This window comes from Mesorhizobium sp. LjNodule214 (assembly GCF_964252735.1).
Taxonomy (GTDB): Bacteria; Pseudomonadota; Alphaproteobacteria; order Rhizobiales; family Rhizobiaceae; genus Mesorhizobium.
The window spans coordinates 667,991-687,643 of the sequence record NZ_CAXUPE020000001.1 but is presented as its reverse complement, the minus strand read 5'-3'; the positions used below and the strand labels follow the sequence as shown (position 1 = coordinate 687,643).

Annotated in this window: 11 protein-coding genes; 6 read left to right on the top strand and 5 right to left on the bottom strand. The window is 57.5% G+C overall.

The features are described 5' to 3' along the window. Positions 1-68 precede the first annotated feature (68 nt). On the bottom strand, positions 69-485 hold the full coding sequence (locus tag ACSQ3Z_RS03290) for a hypothetical protein (protein ID WP_436169945.1): 417 nt from the start codon (positions 483-485) through the stop codon (positions 69-71). A 517-nt stretch (positions 486-1,002) separates the two neighbouring features. Between ACSQ3Z_RS03290 and ACSQ3Z_RS03285 the strand changes: the two genes are divergently transcribed. Together ACSQ3Z_RS03285 and ACSQ3Z_RS03280 are read left to right on the top strand one after the other, a co-directional pair. Next, positions 1,003-2,268, top strand: coding sequence for a toll/interleukin-1 receptor domain-containing protein (locus ACSQ3Z_RS03285; RefSeq protein WP_436169944.1), 1,266 nt, complete (start codon positions 1,003-1,005; stop codon positions 2,266-2,268). Then, on the top strand, positions 2,256-4,832 hold the full coding sequence (locus ACSQ3Z_RS03280; RefSeq protein WP_436169943.1) for a trypsin-like peptidase domain-containing protein: 2,577 nt from the start codon (positions 2,256-2,258) through the stop codon (positions 4,830-4,832). Before ACSQ3Z_RS03285 ends, ACSQ3Z_RS03280 begins: the two co-directional genes overlap by 13 nt. A gap of 332 nt (positions 4,833-5,164) precedes the next feature. Here the strand turns inward: ACSQ3Z_RS03280 and ACSQ3Z_RS03275 are convergent, their stop codons facing one another. Genes ACSQ3Z_RS03275 through ACSQ3Z_RS03265 form a run of 3 tightly spaced genes read right to left on the bottom strand, consistent with a single transcriptional unit; the run spans position 5,165 to position 10,107 of the window. Continuing rightward, the gene (locus tag ACSQ3Z_RS03275) at positions 5,165-7,648 is read right to left on the bottom strand and encodes a DNA/RNA non-specific endonuclease (RefSeq protein ID WP_436169942.1); all 2,484 of its coding nucleotides are present in this window, start codon (positions 7,646-7,648) and stop codon (positions 5,165-5,167) included. Further along, complete coding sequence (locus ACSQ3Z_RS03270; RefSeq protein WP_436169941.1) at positions 7,641-8,945, bottom strand: hypothetical protein; 1,305 nt, start codon at positions 8,943-8,945, stop codon at positions 7,641-7,643. Before ACSQ3Z_RS03270 ends, ACSQ3Z_RS03275 begins: the two co-directional genes overlap by 8 nt. A gap of 19 nt (positions 8,946-8,964) precedes the next feature. Next, a complete protein-coding gene (locus ACSQ3Z_RS03265; protein WP_436169940.1) occupies positions 8,965-10,107 on the bottom strand; it encodes a trypsin-like serine peptidase in 1,143 nt (380 codons plus the stop codon). A 463-nt stretch (positions 10,108-10,570) separates the two neighbouring features. On the opposite strand from ACSQ3Z_RS03265, the gene ACSQ3Z_RS03260 reads away from it, so the two are divergent. The 4 genes from ACSQ3Z_RS03260 (at position 10,571) to ACSQ3Z_RS03245 (ending at position 17,680) form a co-directional block, all read left to right on the top strand. Next, positions 10,571-11,068, top strand: coding sequence for a hypothetical protein (locus ACSQ3Z_RS03260; RefSeq protein WP_436169939.1), 498 nt, complete (start codon positions 10,571-10,573; stop codon positions 11,066-11,068). A 10-nt stretch (positions 11,069-11,078) separates the two neighbouring features. Then, entirely contained in the window at positions 11,079-14,549 is a 3,471-nt protein-coding gene (locus ACSQ3Z_RS03255; protein WP_436169938.1) for a DNA/RNA non-specific endonuclease, read from the top strand. A 166-nt stretch (positions 14,550-14,715) separates the two neighbouring features. Beyond that, complete coding sequence (locus tag ACSQ3Z_RS03250; protein ID WP_436169937.1) at positions 14,716-16,089, top strand: hypothetical protein; 1,374 nt, start codon at positions 14,716-14,718, stop codon at positions 16,087-16,089. A gap of 628 nt (positions 16,090-16,717) precedes the next feature. Then, positions 16,718-17,680 carry a DUF4917 family protein gene (locus ACSQ3Z_RS03245; protein ID WP_436169936.1) on the top strand — a complete coding sequence of 321 codons (963 nt, stop codon included), beginning with the start codon at positions 16,718-16,720 and terminating at the stop codon, positions 17,678-17,680. Positions 17,681-17,936: 256 nt separating this feature from the next. Here ACSQ3Z_RS03245 and ACSQ3Z_RS03240 read toward each other — a convergent pair whose 3' ends face one another. Then, the gene (locus tag ACSQ3Z_RS03240; RefSeq protein ID WP_436169935.1) at positions 17,937-19,157 is read right to left on the bottom strand and encodes a hypothetical protein; all 1,221 of its coding nucleotides are present in this window, start codon (positions 19,155-19,157) and stop codon (positions 17,937-17,939) included. Positions 19,158-19,653 lie beyond the last annotated feature (496 nt).

The window sequence follows — 19,653 nt, the reverse complement described above, 5'->3', positions numbered from 1 at the left end:
TTGCTCCACGCGGTGGATCGCAAAGCGCCCTGGCGATGGGTCCGAGCACTTCTTCCGCATCATGATCTTTACTGATTCGTCTCGGCCGCGCGCGCCTTGAATGGCAGATCTGTCTGGACCAGGCCGTCTTCCAAGATCTTCCGCGCCGGGTGCCCGGACGGGTACGCCTTGGCGAGCTTTGCCATCGACTGGCGTACCAATTCCATAAGCCGGCTACTTTCCACAGCCTGGTTGATTCCGGCGTTCAAATGCTTTCGTTGCTTTGTCGGAAGTGGCTGCCGGTGGCAGGCAACGATTGCGTGAAGCGCATACTCGAATTCCTGCGACAGCGCTGCAATTTCGGATCGAAGCCGAGGCGACTGAACACCTGGTCCATCAGGAAGATGCTTGATCGAGTTCACCCTGCTTCGCGCTGCGACGACTGCATTCAACGCGTCGTCGTTTAATCGGTCGCTGATATCCTCAAAGAGCGAGACGCTGCCCATCTACCAATCCTCCCTGGCGTTGACGCAGGGGCATGCCTCAAGATCACGGCTTCTTTTTGGCTACAGGCCGCCGTAGGTGACCTTCAAAGCGCCGGCACTCCCCGTACGCTCCCCGAAGCAATGTTCGACACGACGACTTCCAATGTAATCCGGCGCTTTGCAGGCCTGCACCCTAACCTTTGATAGAGTATGCTGCCGCCCTTTGCCCCCTGTTTGGAAACTTCTGCTGTCCGATCGGCAGCCCTGTTCAGTTAGGAGCAGCCTTTCGCCGGTGCCTTAGGCGGATGCCTTGAAACTGCAGGCATGGCCATCATAGGCGCTCGATGCAGGCGGCGCTCTCTCGCCCGTGTCGCGCGTCCATGACAGATCTGTGGGATGGTTCAGTCAAACAAATAGGTTGGGAGTCCGCGAGCGCAGACAATCACCCACCATTGCGCTACCTTCTCCGCCGGCAAGTTGCACGCGCCGCATTCGAATGGATCGAACTCTTAGCCACTAACTGTGAAGGGAAGCGGAAGTGATCGAGCGTTACAAGCCCCCTCTCGCCGTTGTAATCGTCGGGTGCTCAAATTCAACAGATTGGAGTTCGACTACCGAATCCGGTAAAGTCGAATGGAGCTTTTTGGAAGATCTCTTTCGATGTCTTTCTTACGACATCGGTAGTCGTGAGGCCGCAAACCCGGAAGTTCCTGTATATTTCTCGATCGGGCGCTTCGGAACCTCTGATGAGGCGAGTCAGCCTCCGTTGATCGATTGTATGCTCGCTCAGCGGATCCTCGTCCTTGTCCTCTTGGAGCCAGAATTTCGAAGGGGAGCTAGTCAGTGGGTTGAGTTCTTCAACGAACAGAGGAAACACGCCCAGAAAGCAAACAAAGAGATTCTGTTCGTTCCTATGGCGCGCGCGGACGACGGGCAATTGCGCAGAGACATTCATCGGCTTGGCTTGGGGACAATCGCCCCTGTATACGCGCGATCGAACGATGGTCAAAGCCAACAAACAAGAGATTCTACAAGGTACTTCCGCATCAGCGCGATGATAGCTGCAATTCAAACATTACGCCAAGCTTCAGCTGCCAAACAGTCAATCGATGTATTCTTAAGTTATGCAAAACGCGACGGCGCATATGTGCCAGAGCTGCTTCGTCAAGCATTCTCTAAGTACCCGGGAGTTAACGCTATCGTGGACTCCATGGCTTTCAGCCCCGGAGTTTCTGTGAGTGGCGACCTACTTGAACAGAAGCTGGCCGCATCAGATTGCGTCGTTGTCTGTCAGACCACGTCGTATTCGAGTCGCATTTGGTGCCAGCGGGAAGCATTGCTGGCAAAGAGGACTGACGTTCCAATGATCGTTGTCGACATGCGCGACGGCTTAGACCGTCTCGATACCGGTATTTTCGCAAACTGCCCCCAACTGAGGGTAAGTGAACCAATTGAGGGGCACCTTGACAAGATCCTGGAGTTGGCGATTTCGGAAGTTTTGCGTGCCGAGCACCACCGACACCGAAGCGCCGCAATCATTGTTGCCGCTGGTGTCGATCCAGAGCGCGTTGAGATCTTGACGCGGCCGCCGGAACTGTCAATTCTGGTCGAACTAGTGGCGCGCAACGCGGAAGCTGTGCGTCAAGGTAATCGACCGCGGGATGTGATACTTCACCCCAATCCACCCCTGCGGGACTATGAAGTAAACATGCTGAGGATGATAGGCGAAAATTTTCAATTTTCGACTCCCAGCACGATCATCACGAACACCCTCGCGTCAGAAGAATCGTTATGCCGGGCATAGCGACGTCTATTGCGACGGGGCAAAAAAGAGCCCCCCTTGTCGGAAGAAACATCGGCCTCTCAATATCCGACAACCACGACCGGGCCGCGCGAGGATTTGATCGAATCCACCAGAACACATTTATGTACGAAGTTGCTCGAATGTTGTATCGAAGTGGTGCCTCTGTCTCTTACGGTGGGCACCTGCGAAATGAAGGGTTTACCGCAGCTAGCCTTCAACACCTTATAGATGAGAGGCAGGAGTCTCTGGAGCATCAGAGTATTCATAGCTACGTTGCCTGGCCGTTGTATTGCCGAGAGCTCTCTCCTCAAGACAGACTGCAAGGTGACTTCTTGAAGTTTGCAGAAATAGTTGAGCTGCCATCGCCACATGATTTTAGTGGCCCAAAGGACAAGTTCCTTGACCCGACACCGGTCCCCAATCGCTATTACTGGTTCAGATCCCTGACGGCGTTGCGCCACAAGATGAACTCCGAGATTCATGCGCGTGTGATTTTGGGAGGTAAGCTTAACGGCTTCATCGGTCGATATCCGGGCATCGTCGAAGAGGCTTTGTTCGCTATTTCGACGCACAAACCTTTGTATATTTGTGGTGGATTTGGTGGAGCGGCGTTGGGACTGGCGGAGTTATTTCGGGGGAGAAAAGTCCCCGCTTTAGATTCATGTTTTCAGTTTTGTGATGAGCAGTATGTAGTCAGCGTAAATTACTACGAAACTGCTTTGGCAGTGAATTTGCAACAAGGTCTTGGTAAAGCGACGACCTATGACAGGTTCGTTGAGTATGCGGTTGACTACGGTCTCCTGTGTGATTTCTTCCGGGAGGTTGGAATCGGCGGACTGGCCAATGGACTCTCTTCTCAGGAAAACGAGATCCTATTTGAGTCGAATTCTCTCGACGAGATTCAGTCTCTTGTCCTCACGGGGCTTACTCGTCTTTTCTCGAACTCTAGGGAACAAAACCAAAGTTGGAATGAGTCGGCCAGCATTCCAGGCACGGCATTCTCACGGGTAATTCAAGGTGCCAATAGGCCGCGCAGCCCATTGATCGATAACCTGCGGCAGAGTGAGCTGATTTCCGCGGACGAGCTATTGTCGATGGAATCTGAACTCTTCTCAATTTTTGGTGAAGGCTACCGGGACGCGCGTGAAATGGCTCTACGACCGTGCTTACCTACAGCTCTTGAGGGGCTTGATTCAATATCCAAGGGTCGTTCACTGATCAGCCTCGATTTGGCTGCATTGAACTGGCTTCCCGCTCGAGGCGATATTTCGAGAATCGCTGAGTTTCTCAAAGAACTCTACAAGGTAAATCCATGTGTCTCTGAATGTGAGACATTTAGGAGACACCTATCGACCGGTGGAGTCGAGCTTAGTTCCCTGAACCGTACCATGTCTCGAGCGCCGATCTTGGAGGTAACGACAATGCGCATCGACGGCCCCGAGCAAGGAAAGCTCTCGACGGCCATTCAGCGAGCGTTTCCGTCACCGAAGCTGCTGCGCGACGCTCTCAAGACCCAACTCGATGACGATATCTGGAATTACGCCGGCTTGGACGATGAGTATCCGGACATTCGGTCGAAGATGATTTCAGCGTACGGTGCTCGCGATAAGATTGCGAACCTCGTCTCGGCCCTACTCAACGAGAATCCCAGCAACAGCGACTTGGTTGAGTTTGCGTGGCGTCACCAAGTTCTGAAGCGGCCGGCCGGTGGCGCGGGACGCGCTACACCGGATGATGGAACACTGGAACGAATGTTGGACCCAGTTCGTGGGTTCACTGATGTAGGGCAGATGCTGCAAAGGATATCGCAAGTTGTGAATAGCGTCTGTCAAATCACATATCCCGTACCAGGTGGAATCTCCTATGGTACCGGATTTCTGATCGGAAATAGCACGCTGCTAACCAATTGGCATGTCATGGAATCCGTTACTGCAGCGAACTGGGCAGACGTGTCGCTGCGGTTTGACTACCGAACTGGACTGGACGGGGTCACGTTATCACCCGGGGTGGAGTTTCGGCTATGTGATGGCAAGAATTGGCTAATTGATCACTCCCCTTATGACCCTGCGGATACGCAACTGCGGTCTATTGATGACGAGAAAGCGCTCGATAGAAGTCTGGAGAATCTCGACTATGCCGTCTTACGGTTAGCGGGAGAGCCGGGGAAGTTTCCTATCGGCAATAAGGCGTCCGAAAATGCCCAGCCTCGCGGGTACTTGTCGCTGGATGACGCGATTGAAATGCCAACAGATTTGCAATCTGCGATTTGGTGTTTCCAGCATCCCTACGAAAACGGCGAGAGCCTACCGCAACAGGTCGACTGGAACAAACCGGGTCTTCTCGGCAGCAATCCCAACAAGTCGCGCGTCTGGTACGACATTAACACCCGCCCCGGTTCATCAGGATCGCCCATCTTAGCAAACAAGATGCAGCTGTGCGCGCTTCACCATGCAGGAGGGAAAGAGTGGCCTGCCGCAGCGAGCCATCTCTACAATCGCGGGATTCCGTTAGCGGCAATTCGGGATCTGTTGACAAAGCGGGGGAAACGCCCGGAAATCACATAGCCGCAGGGGTCTGCCTAGGACTCTTTCTAGACCCGAGCAAGCAAATGCCTTCCGAAGGCTGATGACGGCAGCCGCGGCGGCGATGGCAGCCTTAGGGATCGGCTACCGTGCCGAATTGTTTTTTCGGGCGAGAGACCGGCCTTCCGCCAGCCATATACTCTAAACAAGATGTGTTCGATGCTCGATCAGGTTGGCTCTTTGTCGGTGGCCAAAGGAGTGGCTTCAGGGAGTAGAGCAGCCGAAAACTAAGAGCTTGGGCCTAAAGTTCCTTGCGCGTCCCATTCAGACCAAGTCGAACTGATACTCATATCATTGGCCTGCCCAAACATTACTTACTTACTCAGCCAAACTTCGATAGTCCCCGGCTTGATAAGTGCATTGGGGCTTGAACAGCAAACTCCAGTGTGGCCGGCGGCGCGCAAGTCAGCGGCAAGGAGTTCGGCAGCGGCTCTGTCGTTTTTCGAACGCGGATTGTAGCTAACCTCGTTTTGCCCGGCTGCCTCACTTGTTCGCTCTTCCCCCGGAATGTGCCAGCCGAGCTTCCGCAGCGCCTCGCTGATACCCACAGCCGCCTCTCGAGTCATCCCAGCGAATTGAAACAACACCCTCTGCGTAGGACTGTTATCGAGGTTGAGGTCCTCCTTGAGTTGTTCAAGATAGTCACTCGCCTGCGGTCCGATCTCGATATCTCCGGACGCAGCGCTGCCTTCTAGGTCTGCCACTGCCCTTCGACCCTGGGCCATAAGATCAATCCACCCCGGTCGGCTCCAACTTTCGGCTGGAATCTGCGACAGCACAAACAGCAAGTTGACCCGGCCGGCCGGCGTTACCTGCTGCATCGCCTCGTCGCTGGCCATATCGAGTAGCGCGGTTAGCACTTTCTTCTGCTCAGGTTCGGCCAGTTGCTGGTCACGAATGGCATCGACGATCTTTTGTGTGATCGCCTTGCGCAGCTCGGGCGCCGGTCCATCAAGCAGCAGAACCTCCTTTGCAAGCAGGTCACCTGCCGTAGCGGCGATGATGGGGATCTCGGCTTGGTCCGCCGCGTGTATGACAGCGTCGAAGCTCAGGCCGGTCAGCCGTTCGATCTCAGAGACTGACACGCGGTACAGATTGACGTCGGGAAGTCCTTTGGGTCGATCGACCTTGTTATCGTCTCCATCGCGAAATTGCGATAACAGGAAAGCATCGGCCACGAGTTCGAGGGAGGACTTGTCCTGGAACGGCGTCGGCTTTGCCGACACTGCGATCTTCCAGAACCGGCGTGGCATCTGGACTTTTCCAATTATTGGGTCGTCATCAGATAATACCGGGCCGCTGAAGATCGTGACCTGGCGGGCGGTCGGGTTATGTTGGGTGAGCGTCCAGCGTTCCAGGCCCTCCCATGCGCCTTGATTGAACGTGTCGAACTGCGGGGTAACATTGGTGTCGACATCGACAACATCCGCCAGGCGCTGCGCGGTGGTGGTGTCGTCTCCCCGAAATTCGGGTCCCCACGCGATTTCGTCGCGGGTGGCGAGATGACCGCGGGCGATGTCTGTAGAAAACCAGAGCGGATCGGCTTGGATGTTCCTCTCGACGCTCGCGACGCGCGGATCAGGGTAAAACCGCGACGGACCGCCCGACAGCACCAGACGCTGTTCTCGGTTCAGGTTCACTGCTGTATAGAACGCCATGCGCCGCTCGCGATTCAGCACTAGGCTGTAGTTGATGTAGTTGAGAGGCTTGCCCTTGTCAAAAGCCGCGTTGATATTGACATCGGAAAGCACAGGCAGGCTGACCGCGGTCCCAAGGAACATCGGATCGTAGCCCGAGAGCGCGCCTGGATCGGAATAGACGTCGGAGATCTCAGGCGGCTGGATGGCTGCCTTGATCGCTGGCGGCAGGTCAGCAGAGAAAATCTTGCCTAACCTCAACTGTTCGCGGATGAACGCCATGGCAGCATCGAGGTTCCTCTGCTTGTTCTCAAGTTCAACAAGCCGGTCGTTCATCGCCTTGTCGTCGGCCTGCGCCTGAGCATAAAGCTTTTCGGCCTTCTGCCGCAGCTGCTCGCTCGCCTTCGCCTCCGCATCGGCGATCGCCTTCTGCCGCTTCGCCTCGGTCGAAGCATCTTCCGCGAGCCGGGTCTGTTGCTCGGCTACTACTCTACGCTCTTCAGCAATTCTCCTCGCCGCGCTTTCCTTGAACCACAGGTAGTAAGTTGACGTTGACATCAAAGAGAGCACGATACAAATCGCTGCGAGGCCAGCGAGAACGTAGTTCTTGGTCCGGCTGGCGCGCTTAATCGCCGCCTGTTCGCTCACCTCGCTGGCAGCGACAAAGCGGTCGATGTCAGGGTCTTGATGCCGATATCTCGCTGCCTCGCGAAGCGCTGTCCCGGTGAGCAAGTAGCCCTCAGCCTCGCCGGTATCCCGCCACTGCCTAGATTGAGCTAGGAGCCGAATGACCTGGCGTGCCGGAGGACTGCCGCTTTGGCCAGCCGAATCTGCGCCAAAGCTGGGCGTGACCGCCATTCCGACCTCATTGCCATCCTCGGCCAGCTCCGCGAGCCGCGTGGGCTTGAAATCCTTCGTGCTGACGTCGGGGCATCCGAGCAGTTCCGCGCCCCAGTAATCCAGGATGCGCTGCGCCGCCTCGCGCTGCGCTTCTTCCGAAAGGTGCGTTCCGATCTGGCTTGCCTCGGTAAGGAAAGCGCGTACCTGGTTGGCACGCAAGCCCTCCGTCGTCGCCTTGAGTTCACTCGCCTGCTTGATGAAGTCGAGATGCGCACGACGCAGCGCCTCAAGTGTGTCGAAACCTTTTTTTCTCTCAGGCATTGTCGAGCCTCGCCAGTACCGCCTTGAGCGGATCGCTTATTGACACCAGTGACTCGCATTCCGATTTCAGCTCCGTGTCGACGACGAGGAACTGGAAGCGCGCCTCGCGCCAGTAGTCGCCGAACGCACGTTTCAGGCTGCCGCCATCGTCGCCTTCGCGCTCGATCTCTCGGTCGATGGCGTCTGCATATCTCGCGACGTCGAGCGACCAATCCTGGAGTGGCGAAAGGGCGGCAAGTTCGCCCACGCGGCGCTTGGTATCGTTCCAATAAGGCAAGAACTCGTCCTCCTCCTGCGGTTTCTTGCGATCGAATAGTTCATCCAGCGCAGCTATGCAGTTGTCGGCCTCCTGCCACTTCTTGTGCTCGACCACCCGCGCATTGATCGTCGGCCGCACGATTTGGAGGGCGCTGTGCGCCTTCTGGATTTCGGCATTGTCAGGCGCTAGGGCCTCCGCGACTTTGCTGAGCACTTCGGAAAACACATCAAGCCTGATTCCCTCGACGGTGGAGAATATCTGCTTATTGAGGTGCTGCGGGATGCGCCGCATCGTCCCTTTGATGTCGCGTAGCGCGAGCAGAGTCTCGTCTTTGCTTAGTTGGTCGACGCCCAACTGGAAACGACGAACCGCGTCCTCGAGATCCACGTACCAGCTCTTCTCCATTGGCTGCAGCACGGGACCGGGGAGGCGCTTGATCTGCCTGCCTATCGCAATCGATTCGCTCCTCAACTGGGATTGGTATTCCCTGAGCGTCTCCATCCGCACGGGGTCGGTAGGAAAGTCGCGCGCTGCTGCACGTAGGCTGTGGAATTGCTTGATCTGCAGCTGATGTAGGCAGTCGTGCAGCTGTTTGTAGATATCCAGCACGAGTAGCGCGTCGGCCACTTCAGCCAACTCCGACTTCGCTTCCACAACCGCGGAGCGCACCAGAGCCTCGTCGATGCGCAGCCTAATCTGTTCGGTGCCTGCGATAATGTCCCGGACCTGGCTCGCAGTGCTTGGCAGGTCCTGGAGTGCTTCTGGGCAGGCGCGGCCGACGATGTCCCTGAATAGGTTGTCTTCCCGCCTTAAGGCTAGCATTGCGCTGAGCACCACGAGATGTGTGCCGAGCTGGTCGAGACGCGCGATCAGTTCGTAGGCGATCTGATTGCGTGGTTTGTTTTCGGCCGCGTATGCCTGAAATAGCCCTTTGCCGGTGGTTGTCTTAACGATGCGATCGAGATCGTTAGTCTCGAAAGCGTCGGCGATTGCGTCTGCGAGCGGCTCCATCAACCCGGGTGGGATCCTCGCGGTCATGGGTCGACTTCTCGGGCGCTCATTGTGCAACCCCTATCAGCGCTGCGTGGCCGTTGGCGATAAGCCGATTTCGAACAAGACCTATGGGGACGCCCTGATTGTAGAGGGGCACGCCCCAGGCGGGGTCACCGCTGTGGTGCAGCGCCACTAGATCCCAGTCCATACTGAAGCAAGGTGAGCCGGATGAACCGGGTTCGGTGTTGGTCGTGTACTGAATCCGGGTTCCGTTCGCGTTGAGCGACAAGACCGCCTGGGTATCCATGGCAAGTTTCATCGGCGCGCCGTCAGGGTGCTGCACTATGAGGAGTGGGGCGCCGATCTTCAGGTTCCAGTCTTTGCCTGGCAGCTCAAGGAAACCACGGCTGATACCCCCATCCAGCACGTCGTTCCCGACCGGGTCGGCCAGCTTGAGCAGTGCGTAGTCGAGTTCGTCCAGACCGGGCACCGGTACACCCCCGAAGGGTTTGTCCTCGCCCTCAGCATAGGGGCTGCAGTCGACAAGACCATTGGCGAGCACGGTCGCCACTCGGCCTTCGCTACGCGCCCCATCGCTCAGCCGCACATGATTGAAGCGGCAAGCAAGCCCTTCAAGGCTGCCCTGCGCAGCGAGGTCCTCTGCCACATGCCAGTTGGTGAGCACGACGCTCGGCCCGACCAGAAAGCCTGTGCCGACAGCATTGCCGCCGATTTCGACCCGGCAGACTTGATTTTCAATGCGGGCCAGCCGCTCAGCCCAGACATGCAAGTCGAGTTTAGCAAGATAGGGTCGTACGTTGCGCTCCAGGGCTGGGGCATAGGCATTGACCGGCGCGTCCCCACCCTTCTCAGCGACGCCGGCGCGTTGCGCCGACACCGGCGCGCTGGGCAGCGGCGGCTCGCTTGCGGCGGCAGGACACACAGTGGCGAGCGCTTTCCGCACATCGGGCCGATCTGGCCTGTCGCGATAGATACTGCCCAACACCTTCATTTCGATGCCGCGGGCCGAAAGCCGCGTCAGCAGTTGGAACAACGCTTCGTCGAGTGTCGCATTTTCACTGGCATATTGCTTGAATAACCGGTCGCCGGTCGCCCCGTAGACGATGCGGTCGAGTTCGGCGGCATTATTGAGCGTGCCGCTCAGTACAGGCACGAGCCCGTCAATCTCCTCACCGTTGAGACTCATATCTCCCCCTGCCACGCTGCGAGGGACGCGCATTCGCGACGGAACGATTGTTGCTTGAAAAGGTGCTTTCGTAAAGAGCGCTTTATCTGAACGATCCGAGTGCGCACCGTTGCCTAGTCAGTCGACGTGTCGGAAGTGCTTATTTTTGCATGTAAATCTTTTTTCAGCAACAGATAAGACTGCCCAAAAGGACTCTTCACAAGATAGCTTTTTAGGCTTTTCAGATTTTCTGAATATTCTATATGGCCTAAAGCCTGCCTCCCATGTACAATGTGAAGTCGCGCGCGTCGTATCGGATGACGACACGCGGGCTGAGGGAATTTTGTTCGGATATATCTTTGGGAACGGGGGAGCAGAGCGATCTGACACTCCGCGGTAGGATACTGTTGAACAAATCGTAAGCTTCCAGCAAATTCGCCTACGTTTGCCGCTACTTTGGAAATACCCTGTCGGGAGTCCCGCCGTGCGAAGGACGTTTGTTGCTGCAGCCTTCCCCGCTTTGGCGATCGCCGGCCGGAACAAGTATCTCGACGTATTCCAGGGCATGAACGCCTTCGCGCTCCCCTGCAGACAGCAGTTCTGGTGGCTACGGCAGCTTTCCGTCGGCGACTTCAACACTATTCCGGTGATGGCGAAACTACTCCACATCCTTCAGCCGCTGATCGTCGAGCTTGAATCGTGCCTAGTGATTGCGCTGGCGGACCTTCTTCTTTGGGAGACATTTCGCGACCCGGGATGCGAAAGCCGTACTTTGGCCCGTCCGATCCTGAAATCGCAGCCACCCGAAGCGGCGGCCAAAGGATCTGCGGACGCACGATGCGCAATCGGTAAGTCCCAACCATGGAACCTGATAGGCAGTCCTCGTGTCGACGCTCGGCAGTCATCAGCGAGGTGGCCTCCTCATATGAAATTTCAAGGGGCATGGGGCGGTCGGCAAACCGTATCGAGACAACAAAGATGAGGATTTGAGCATGGCAATTTATCCCGGAGCCCAATGGATGCCGATCAGCGGCTCGTCCGGTTCCTACACCGGTGGCCCATTCAAAATCGTCCATCACACCACAGAAGGATCGACCGCTGCGGGCGCGTTCTCAGCCTTCCGTGACCACAAGTCCGATCCGCATTTCACCGTCGACTCGGCTAGGATCTATCAGCATATCGACACCAACGTCGCGGCGCGCGCGCTGCGCAACCCGGCGGGCGGGGTCGAGACGAACCGCGACTCCGCTATTCAGATCGAGGTGGTCGGCTTCGCACACCGTCCTAAAGCCAAGGTGACGCTTCGCAACGTCGCCAAGCTCTGCCGTTGGCTGGAGCTTAAACACGGCATTCCAAATGTTTGGCCGAACGGGCCGCCCAAGCCCGCCGTCGACGGCAATGATCCGGGCGGCCATAACCGTGATGCGGCCACCTGGGACAGCAAGGGCGGCCACTACGGTCATTCCAACGTACCGGAAAACACCCATTGGGATCCGGGCTACACGGCCGACGAAGTCGAGTTCATTAGAAGCTATACCGGCACAGAGGGCCTTGCAGAGGGATTCGTGATGATCCCGGAGATCGATGCCGGCCTGGAATCTGACTACAGTCGCATGCCCGATCACAGTGACGTCAACGGCGCCCCAAGTTCCGGGGCATTCGGTGGGGTGAGGACCGGGTTGGATGGGGCTGGAGGGAGAGAGGCTGCCTCGCCGAGCGTTACCCCCAGCGTCACGCAACGCGAGGAATCGCGCTCCCGCCTAGAGGCGCTGATGACGCGCTTTCCCGGCGATGCAATGGCCGAGGTCAATCGGGCTATAGCTGAGCGACGCATCGATCCGATACGGTTCGGGCTAGCCCCCGAGGGCGTGTCCACCATGGAAAGGGCAGGTTCAGGACGTGCGTTTGCGCTCACCGGCAACGAATTCGGGCTTGAGGCTATCGTGCGCACTGTCGGTCGCCCGCCGATGCTGATCCGACGCGATAGGGTAGAATACCAGCCCGTGCCATTGTTGCCTCAGTTCACAGAGGCGCATGCGCGCGCCGTGGAGAAGTACATCCCGTCGGTCGGCCGGGTCGAGTTCATCAACCATGACATGCGCTGGGGTGGCACCGGTTTTGTCGTTGACTTCGCCCCTGGCAGTCGCCGGAAGGTGGTCACCAACCGTCACGTCGCCAAGCTGGTGGCGCGGCGCGCCAGCGATGGGTCCGGCATCTTCCTTCGGTCGCCCATCGGTGCCCGATATGGCGCTATGCTCGACATGCGTGAGGAGGTCGACTCAGCGCCTGGCGACGAGTACGCCTTGCCCGTTACCCGGGTCATCTATCTCGCGGACGATACAGAGGCCGACATAGCGGTGCTGGAGATCGAAGTGCGCGAAGGAGTGTCACCCGATCCGATCCCACTGGCCGGCCGTCGCGGCCGCGACAACGAACTTGTAGCCACGATCGGATACCCAGCCTTCGACACGCGCAACCAGCTCGACCCAATGCGGGCATATTTCCAAGACCTCTATGACGTAAAGCGGTTTGCGCCAGGCCTGATCATGACTGGTGGTGAGGGATCGGTGTTGTCGCATGACTGCACCACACTCGGCGGCAATTCCGGCTCTTGCTTGCTTAGTCTCGAGCAGAAGGCCGTAGTCGGGCTGCATTTCTATGGTGACTATGGCGTCCAAAACGCGGCCGTCAGCGCCCAGACGCTGAAAGGCCTGCTCTCTGAGGGCCACACGGTCGTTGGGGGTATTGCGCCACTAACTGCCGGCGCGGAGGCGGTCGATGGCGTCCATCGACCCGACCAACTCGCCGATCGTCCAGGCTACAATGCAGCTTTCCTAGGAGCCGACCTTGAGGTGCCATGGCCGGAATTCGGCGAAGCGATCTGCCGCGACCTAGCCGTCCCTTCGGACGCCCTGCCAGGCCGCGAATATGAGTTGCGTTACACGCACTTCGGCGTGCTCTATTCCGCAGGCCGGCGTTCGCCACGGGTTACCGCTGTCAACATCGACGGCGAAAACGCAATACGCATCAAGCGCAGCGACGATAAGTGGTTCACTGACCTGCGTATCGACGCTGCACTCCAGCTTGGGCAAATCGACTACCAGGATGCCGAGATCGACCGTGGCCACATGGTGCGCCGAGAAGACCCAAACTGGGGGGCTGAGGCGGAACGGGCCAATTTCGACACCTTCCACTACACCAACTCCGCCCTGCAACATTCCTCACTAAACCAGGGCAAGACCCTGTGGCAGGGGCTGGAGAACTACATACTGGATAGCGCCCGCACTGCAGGCTTTAAGGCCTGCGTCTTCACCGGTCCCGTGTTTCGCGACGACGATCCGGAGCTACCGCCGAGCAATGCCCGCGTGCCTCTGGAATTCTGGAAGATTGTGGTGATGCCTACACCCGAGGGCGCTCTGCACGCCACCGGCTACGTTCTGAGCCAAGGCGACCTGATCCGCGAGCTCCTAGAGCGCCGTAGCCGAACCGAGGCGGTGGAAGGCTTCGTACTCGGGGCCTATCGCACCTTCCAAGTGGCGATCACCCACATTGAAGAGGTCACCGGCCTGTCCTTCCCCGCCCTGCGCGGTGCCGATCCACTGGCCAATGCGGCTGGAGGTGGCGAAACGCTCGCCGCAGGCAGCGTGGGCTATCGGCCGTTAGACAGCATTAGCGATATTATCCTTGTGGCGCCCGTCAGGGCCGCGGCAATGCCAAACCGCGGCGATGCCGCACTTGCTGAAATCGAAGCAAGGGTCGCCGCCCTTGAGCCCGTCGCCGTACTCGGCCGCTTGATTGCTGTCCAAGACGGGATCGATGATCCGGCCCGATCGAACGAACTTTCCAGGCTCTTCCAAGCCTATCATAGGGAAATCGTCGGCTCGGCTGTGGTCAAGGAGGAAGCCAAGGCCCCCGACTACAACGCTGTCAAGGGCGGCTACCAGGCGCTCTATGATTCGCTGACTGTGCGTCCGGACAAGAAGGGAGAGGTGGCGTGGTACGTCAAGAAACTTACCCTATACCGGCCACGTTACGAGAAGGTCGGAGCCGCCATCGGGATCCCGTGGTGGTTCGTCGGCATCACCCACGCGCTGGAGGGCAGCTTCAACCTCAACGGCCACCTCCACAACGGCGACCCGCTCGGCCACCGCACAGTTCAGGTGCCGAAGAACCGACCGGTAAAATGGAATCCGCCGAACGACTGGGAATCCAGCGCCGTGGATGCCCTCACCTACCAAGGTTACGCCAAGCAGAAGGACTGGTCCATTCCGCGGGCACTTTACCGTTTCGAAGGCTACAATGGTTGGGGTTATCGCGGCGGCATTGGGATCAACACGCCCTACCTTTGGAGCTTTTCCAACCATTACACCAGGGGCAAATACACCTCCGATGGGCACTACGACTCCAGCGCGGTTTCTAAGCAATGCGGCGCGGCGACGATGATGATCGCGCTTGGCATCTGAGTCGCAGAGAGATGACGCGGCACTGATTTCCTCCTGTTTGAGGGAGGGGCGATCAGAGTGAGGCGAATTAGGGTAGTGTCGGCGGCGCTGCTCCCGAGGCAAGGACGCCGCACACGGAGGGTTCCGAGATTTCGCAATAACGCATTGAGTCTGGCTGGAGGCTGAGATGGCAGGGACAGACGAAACGCAATCCGCGCCGGGGACTGACGACCCCGCTGACGGCAAAGGCAGCGACGGCAACGGAGTTGGCGCCGACGGAGCGCCCGAGGCTGCCAAGCTCGCTGGCGACACTACAATTGACGGCGAGATGAAACTCGAGGTGATCATCCTGGCAGTATCCGCCGCTAGGAAGATCGCGGGAGAGATTGCGTCGCGCGTCAAAGCGCGGATGGGCGAGGCCCCGATGATTGTGCTGGTCGGCGACGAGACCCTGGCGGCGCGTCTCGCCGAATGGCGCGCCCTGGCCATGCGCATCAGCGTGCTGCACGAGGCGATGGAAAGCTTGGTGCAGACCGAAGACCGACAAGAAGGAGTGGGACTACCTTTCCTCGACGAAGCCAGCGAGGCTCTCAAAGCGGTTGCCAAGCTTTTGTCCTTCTTCAAAGCCGATACCGAGTACCTTGGGCGGACATTCGACCTCGATAACACGACGCTTTACCCTGCCGTCGTTGGTAAGTTGATCGCAGAAGGTGTCTCCGAAGTCTTCCTCGCCACCAGCCCCATTCTCCGTCGGGAAGGGGATGGCGGCAAAGACCTTGTTGGTGGCGTCGAACGCCTGCTTCGCCTGAAGACGCAGCTTCAGCAGAGGCTTCTGGAAAATCCCGGCGGTCCGCCAATCGATGACAACGCCGACCTCGACGACGCGGCCGCGACCGACGCGCCAGTTCTGATCGATCCTATGAGGGTCGACTCTGAGAAGGCGGCTGCGCCGGGCCAGCAGGCTGAGGAAAGCGCTCAGGCAGGCACAGCAGGGAAGGTCATCGAAAACGCGGCTGAAAAGGCTGCTGCCAAGGATGCTGAAGACCAGCAGCTTCGGGATGAGCCGCTACCGGGCAACCGCTACGCCGCGTCAGTTTCATGCGCCCCTGCCGTCGCACCGGAGCTAACGCGGACTCAGCGCCAGGTCAAATCGTTGATCGAGGCGACTGACGCTTTGATAGATGGTCTGACTGCAGGCACCGGAAGCAACGTCAAGTTGACCGATCTGCAAGCGGCGAGCGAACTCGCGATCTTAATCGATAGGACCACGAACGCCTGCATGCTGTCGCCGAAATTTATCAAGACCGGTGGTCACTACCGGAAATGGCGTCACTTATTCACGACGCTCTTCACGGGCGACCAGATCAGTTACAGCGGCGGTGCCGTGGTTAGCTTCGTACTCACTGATCTTAAGAACGCCCGTGTGATTGACGGAGATGTGCTTCATCATGCCACCGGCAATGTCAGGTTCCCCTGGTTCACTCGGAATATCGCTGCGTCCAATTTGAGCGTGGGAAGGCGTAAGTCCCAGAGGATCACTGCCCCCCGATCCACTGCCTAGTCGCATGCTGCCCGCTTCGTCGTCGCCATCGAATGACCCTATCGATCGGCAATGTTGACGGCGTTGAAACCACTTCTCGACCTTCGACGAGAGAGAAAAACTAAGGATCGGAACGTGAGAACTTCCAGTGTTCCAGAAGCGATCGGGCCTTCGGTTCTTGCGACGAAGCCAGCAAAAATCGCGGTGCGTGTTTCTCTCTGAAATGCTTCGCGACTTTAGTCGTCGCTGGAAGGGAGGGTCACATTCGACCCTTTCGACCTCCAGGCCGCTGGGGCGCGGAGCCGTCTTGTTCTTCCTTCCGCTGAAAGCGCTGCCCAGACGCTCCCCGGAGGCCCGTCCGGCGCCAGCAAGACGCCAGGATCACAGGCTTCGCAGGCCGCCACCCTAACCTTTGTTGGAGTATGCCGGCTTCGGACATCCACCGAAGGCAATCTCGTGTGGGTCCCCGTTGCTTCTAGAGGCGGTCAATCCGAACGTACTCTGGAATGACCGCTCCGCGTTCCGGTCCAGGGCCAGAAGACGACGGCCCCGCTTGTCGCCAATTGCGCTTATAACTCGATCTATGGTGGTTGATTTTGGTTAGTGTAGTACGCCATCGTTGCGCATCAACAATCATGCGGACACCAGCATGCCTGAAGTCATCACGTTTGACGAAGCGATCAATGCGACCAAAGACAAGGACCGCACACTCCTGGTGGGCAACGGATTCTCAGCCAAATACTTCGCGTACAAAACGCTATTGGCTGCCTCAGGAATTGCGGAAGGATCGGCGCTCCGAAATGTCTTCGACGCCCTTCAGACCGTCGACTTTGAGAAGGTTGTTCGCGCTATTGAGAACGCCGCCATCGTCGAAGCAGCATATGGGCATGAAGAGCGTGCTGCGGATTTGAGGAAGGATGCACAGAAAGTACGCGAGGCGCTGGTTCAGGCAGTGAAAGCTACCCACCCTGCACACCGCGAGGATCTCGACTACGGGAGCAGCGCCGCATTCCTTCGGCATTTCAATACTGTCTTTTCGTTGAACTATGACCTCCTGCTTTACTGGACCATCCTGGAAGAGACAAAGTTACGCGACGGCTTTGGCTTGGGGACGCAGATCGGCCGATTTCTTGGCCCTTTCAGAGAAGATGCCCATTGCGCAGTGTACAACCTGCATGGTGGCTTGCATCTGTTTGCCGATAAGGATGGCGAGATAATCAAGGCGCTGCACACCGGCGAGGGCGTTGTAGCAACGATAGCCGATACGATCGAGAGGAAGCAGCGGCTTCCAGTCTATGTGGCTGAAGGTACGTCGCGGCAGAAGATGCATAAGATCGAGGCGATGACGTATCTAAGGCATTGTTACGCGAAGCTCCGCGAAAATGCCGCCAATGTTTTCATCTACGGTCACAGCGCCGACGAGAACGATGAGCACGTATATCGCGCGATATTCGAGTCGGGCGTGAAGCATGTATTCTTCGGTATTTACCAGCCCAATCCCGACAAGCTGAAGCTGTTGGATGGGCAACTGGCGAAATATCAGAAGGTCTGGGGCAAGGGCACGAAGTACGAGTTTTACGACAGTGAGAGCGCAAAGGTCTGGGACGCATAGGAGCACCGAGGTTGATGCGATTTGCCGACGGCTGCCTGGAGTGCTCGGACTACCCAGGGTGTCGGGCGTTGCGCTGAAAGCTGCCTTTATTCGCCACAACGGAAATCAGCTCGGGGTACTGGAGGTCGCTTGGCGGGCGCGCTGCAATGGTGGTCCGGCTCGCCGCCTACCGAGGGTTCTGATGCACGCACACGTCCGAACAGACGAGATCCGTCTGCACATTGGGAGGAGTAATCTAAAAGTGAGGCGCCGCCCTTTACAGGTTCTCGATTTCCTTTCTGATTACCTTCTGCGCATGGGATAATATAGCTTTCTCCCTGAAGGTCTTAGGAGCGAGTTCTCCATTGTGAACGAACTCGGATCGAGCGGCATAAAGGTCCCTGACATCTTTGCGGATCGCCTCCCGATCGGCAGCGCTAGACCCGACCCAATAGGCGACTGCGTCCTGCAACCTAGACGACAAGTCATCTTTTCGCCGGTCCAGAAGTAGACCCTCAAGCATGGTGGCAAGGAACATTGCTTTCTCACCTTCGCTCCACGCCGCGTGAGCCCTCAGGTACATCCTAAGCGCTTGCCGTATTTCGCGCGCACGCTGTACGTCGCTTGCAAACAACCGTTCAAACAGCCGCACCTGGCGGTCCCTACTACCTGACGGCCCGAGCTTCTTGTCGACGTCCCCAACCATCGAAAATACAGGGCTAAAGCGAACTCCGTAAGCAACGCTGCCGACAATCGAGTTTACGTAAACGCCAGCATTCCAGGTCTTGCCACTGCCAATTAATGTCTTTGGCGAACTCATTAGGTGACAATTCCAAAATTCAGCGAAATTTAACGCTAGAAGTCCACCCTGTATCTCCTGACAAAGCATCTCAATTCGTGACCTAATGCGATTGTAATTCTTGCCAACGATGATACCGTTGGCGCACATCCATTCCTTGCAATCTGTAGTATCAAACCCTTTTATGCCGACGCTGGATAACTGGCGGCCATTCGCAAGGTACAATTGCGATCCACTCGCCGCACCTTTCTGATTGTTTCCGAGGGTCCATTGAAATTCAATCTCGCCGCCTGTGACGCAATATGCCACCGGAACGCTGAAATAATACTCTCGATCATCCAGGAGTGCCAATATACCAGCTGCCTCTTCGTCCGGGTTTAAGGCACCATCATCTGGAACGACGCCATCCGGACCAATATGCTCAAGCCTCGTGTCGGGGTTTATTGTGATCACGGCACGCGCCTGCTCTTTTGAGTCGAACGCTCCTGCCTCAAAAAGATGATCGGCAAGCTTCTGAAAGCTGATCGAGAGCTGCTGTCTCTCTTGCTGCAACTCTATCTCTTTTCTGCCAAGCTCTTGGACTTCCTCTTCGGAGAGTTCATCCGCGGTCTCGGACTGGAGTTCGAGGAGGGCATCTTCGATTTCGTAGGCTGCCTCGATGAGGTGTTGCAAGCTCTCCATGTTGTACGGGTGTTTCAAGGCAGTGCTCTCCTAACATTGCGCCTTCGAGCAAAGTGTAAAGTTAGCAAGGGTTATCGTGGGATTGTGCATTGGCGTCAAATGCATCATCTGCCGCTCTCCATTCGAGCAAGAGGTCAAGTTCGACTAAGTGGCCGGGGTCGGGAACGGTAAGATCTTAGGTGCGCGGTCCGCTCGGTCCGGTGACGAACGGGGAGCCATCCAACATCCACGAACTCACGCTACAAAAGATTTGTCCGAACCACCAATCGGCGTTGGACGGCGCAAAATCGGCGCCAGCAGCGCAGGGCCATTCCGATGGCGGTCGCATGTCAGGAGTACGCTGTCCCACCAAGCTGGCCGAACTGGTACCTCGGAATCTTGATTCAGGATTCTTGAGGGCTCTCCCTCCGGTTCAGGGGCGCATTTCGCGACTGTTGTGCAATCTGCTTCGACGCCTGCCATTTCGGCTCGACAAGGGGGCGCCAGTCGTAAACATGGCTTCTGGGCATTAATG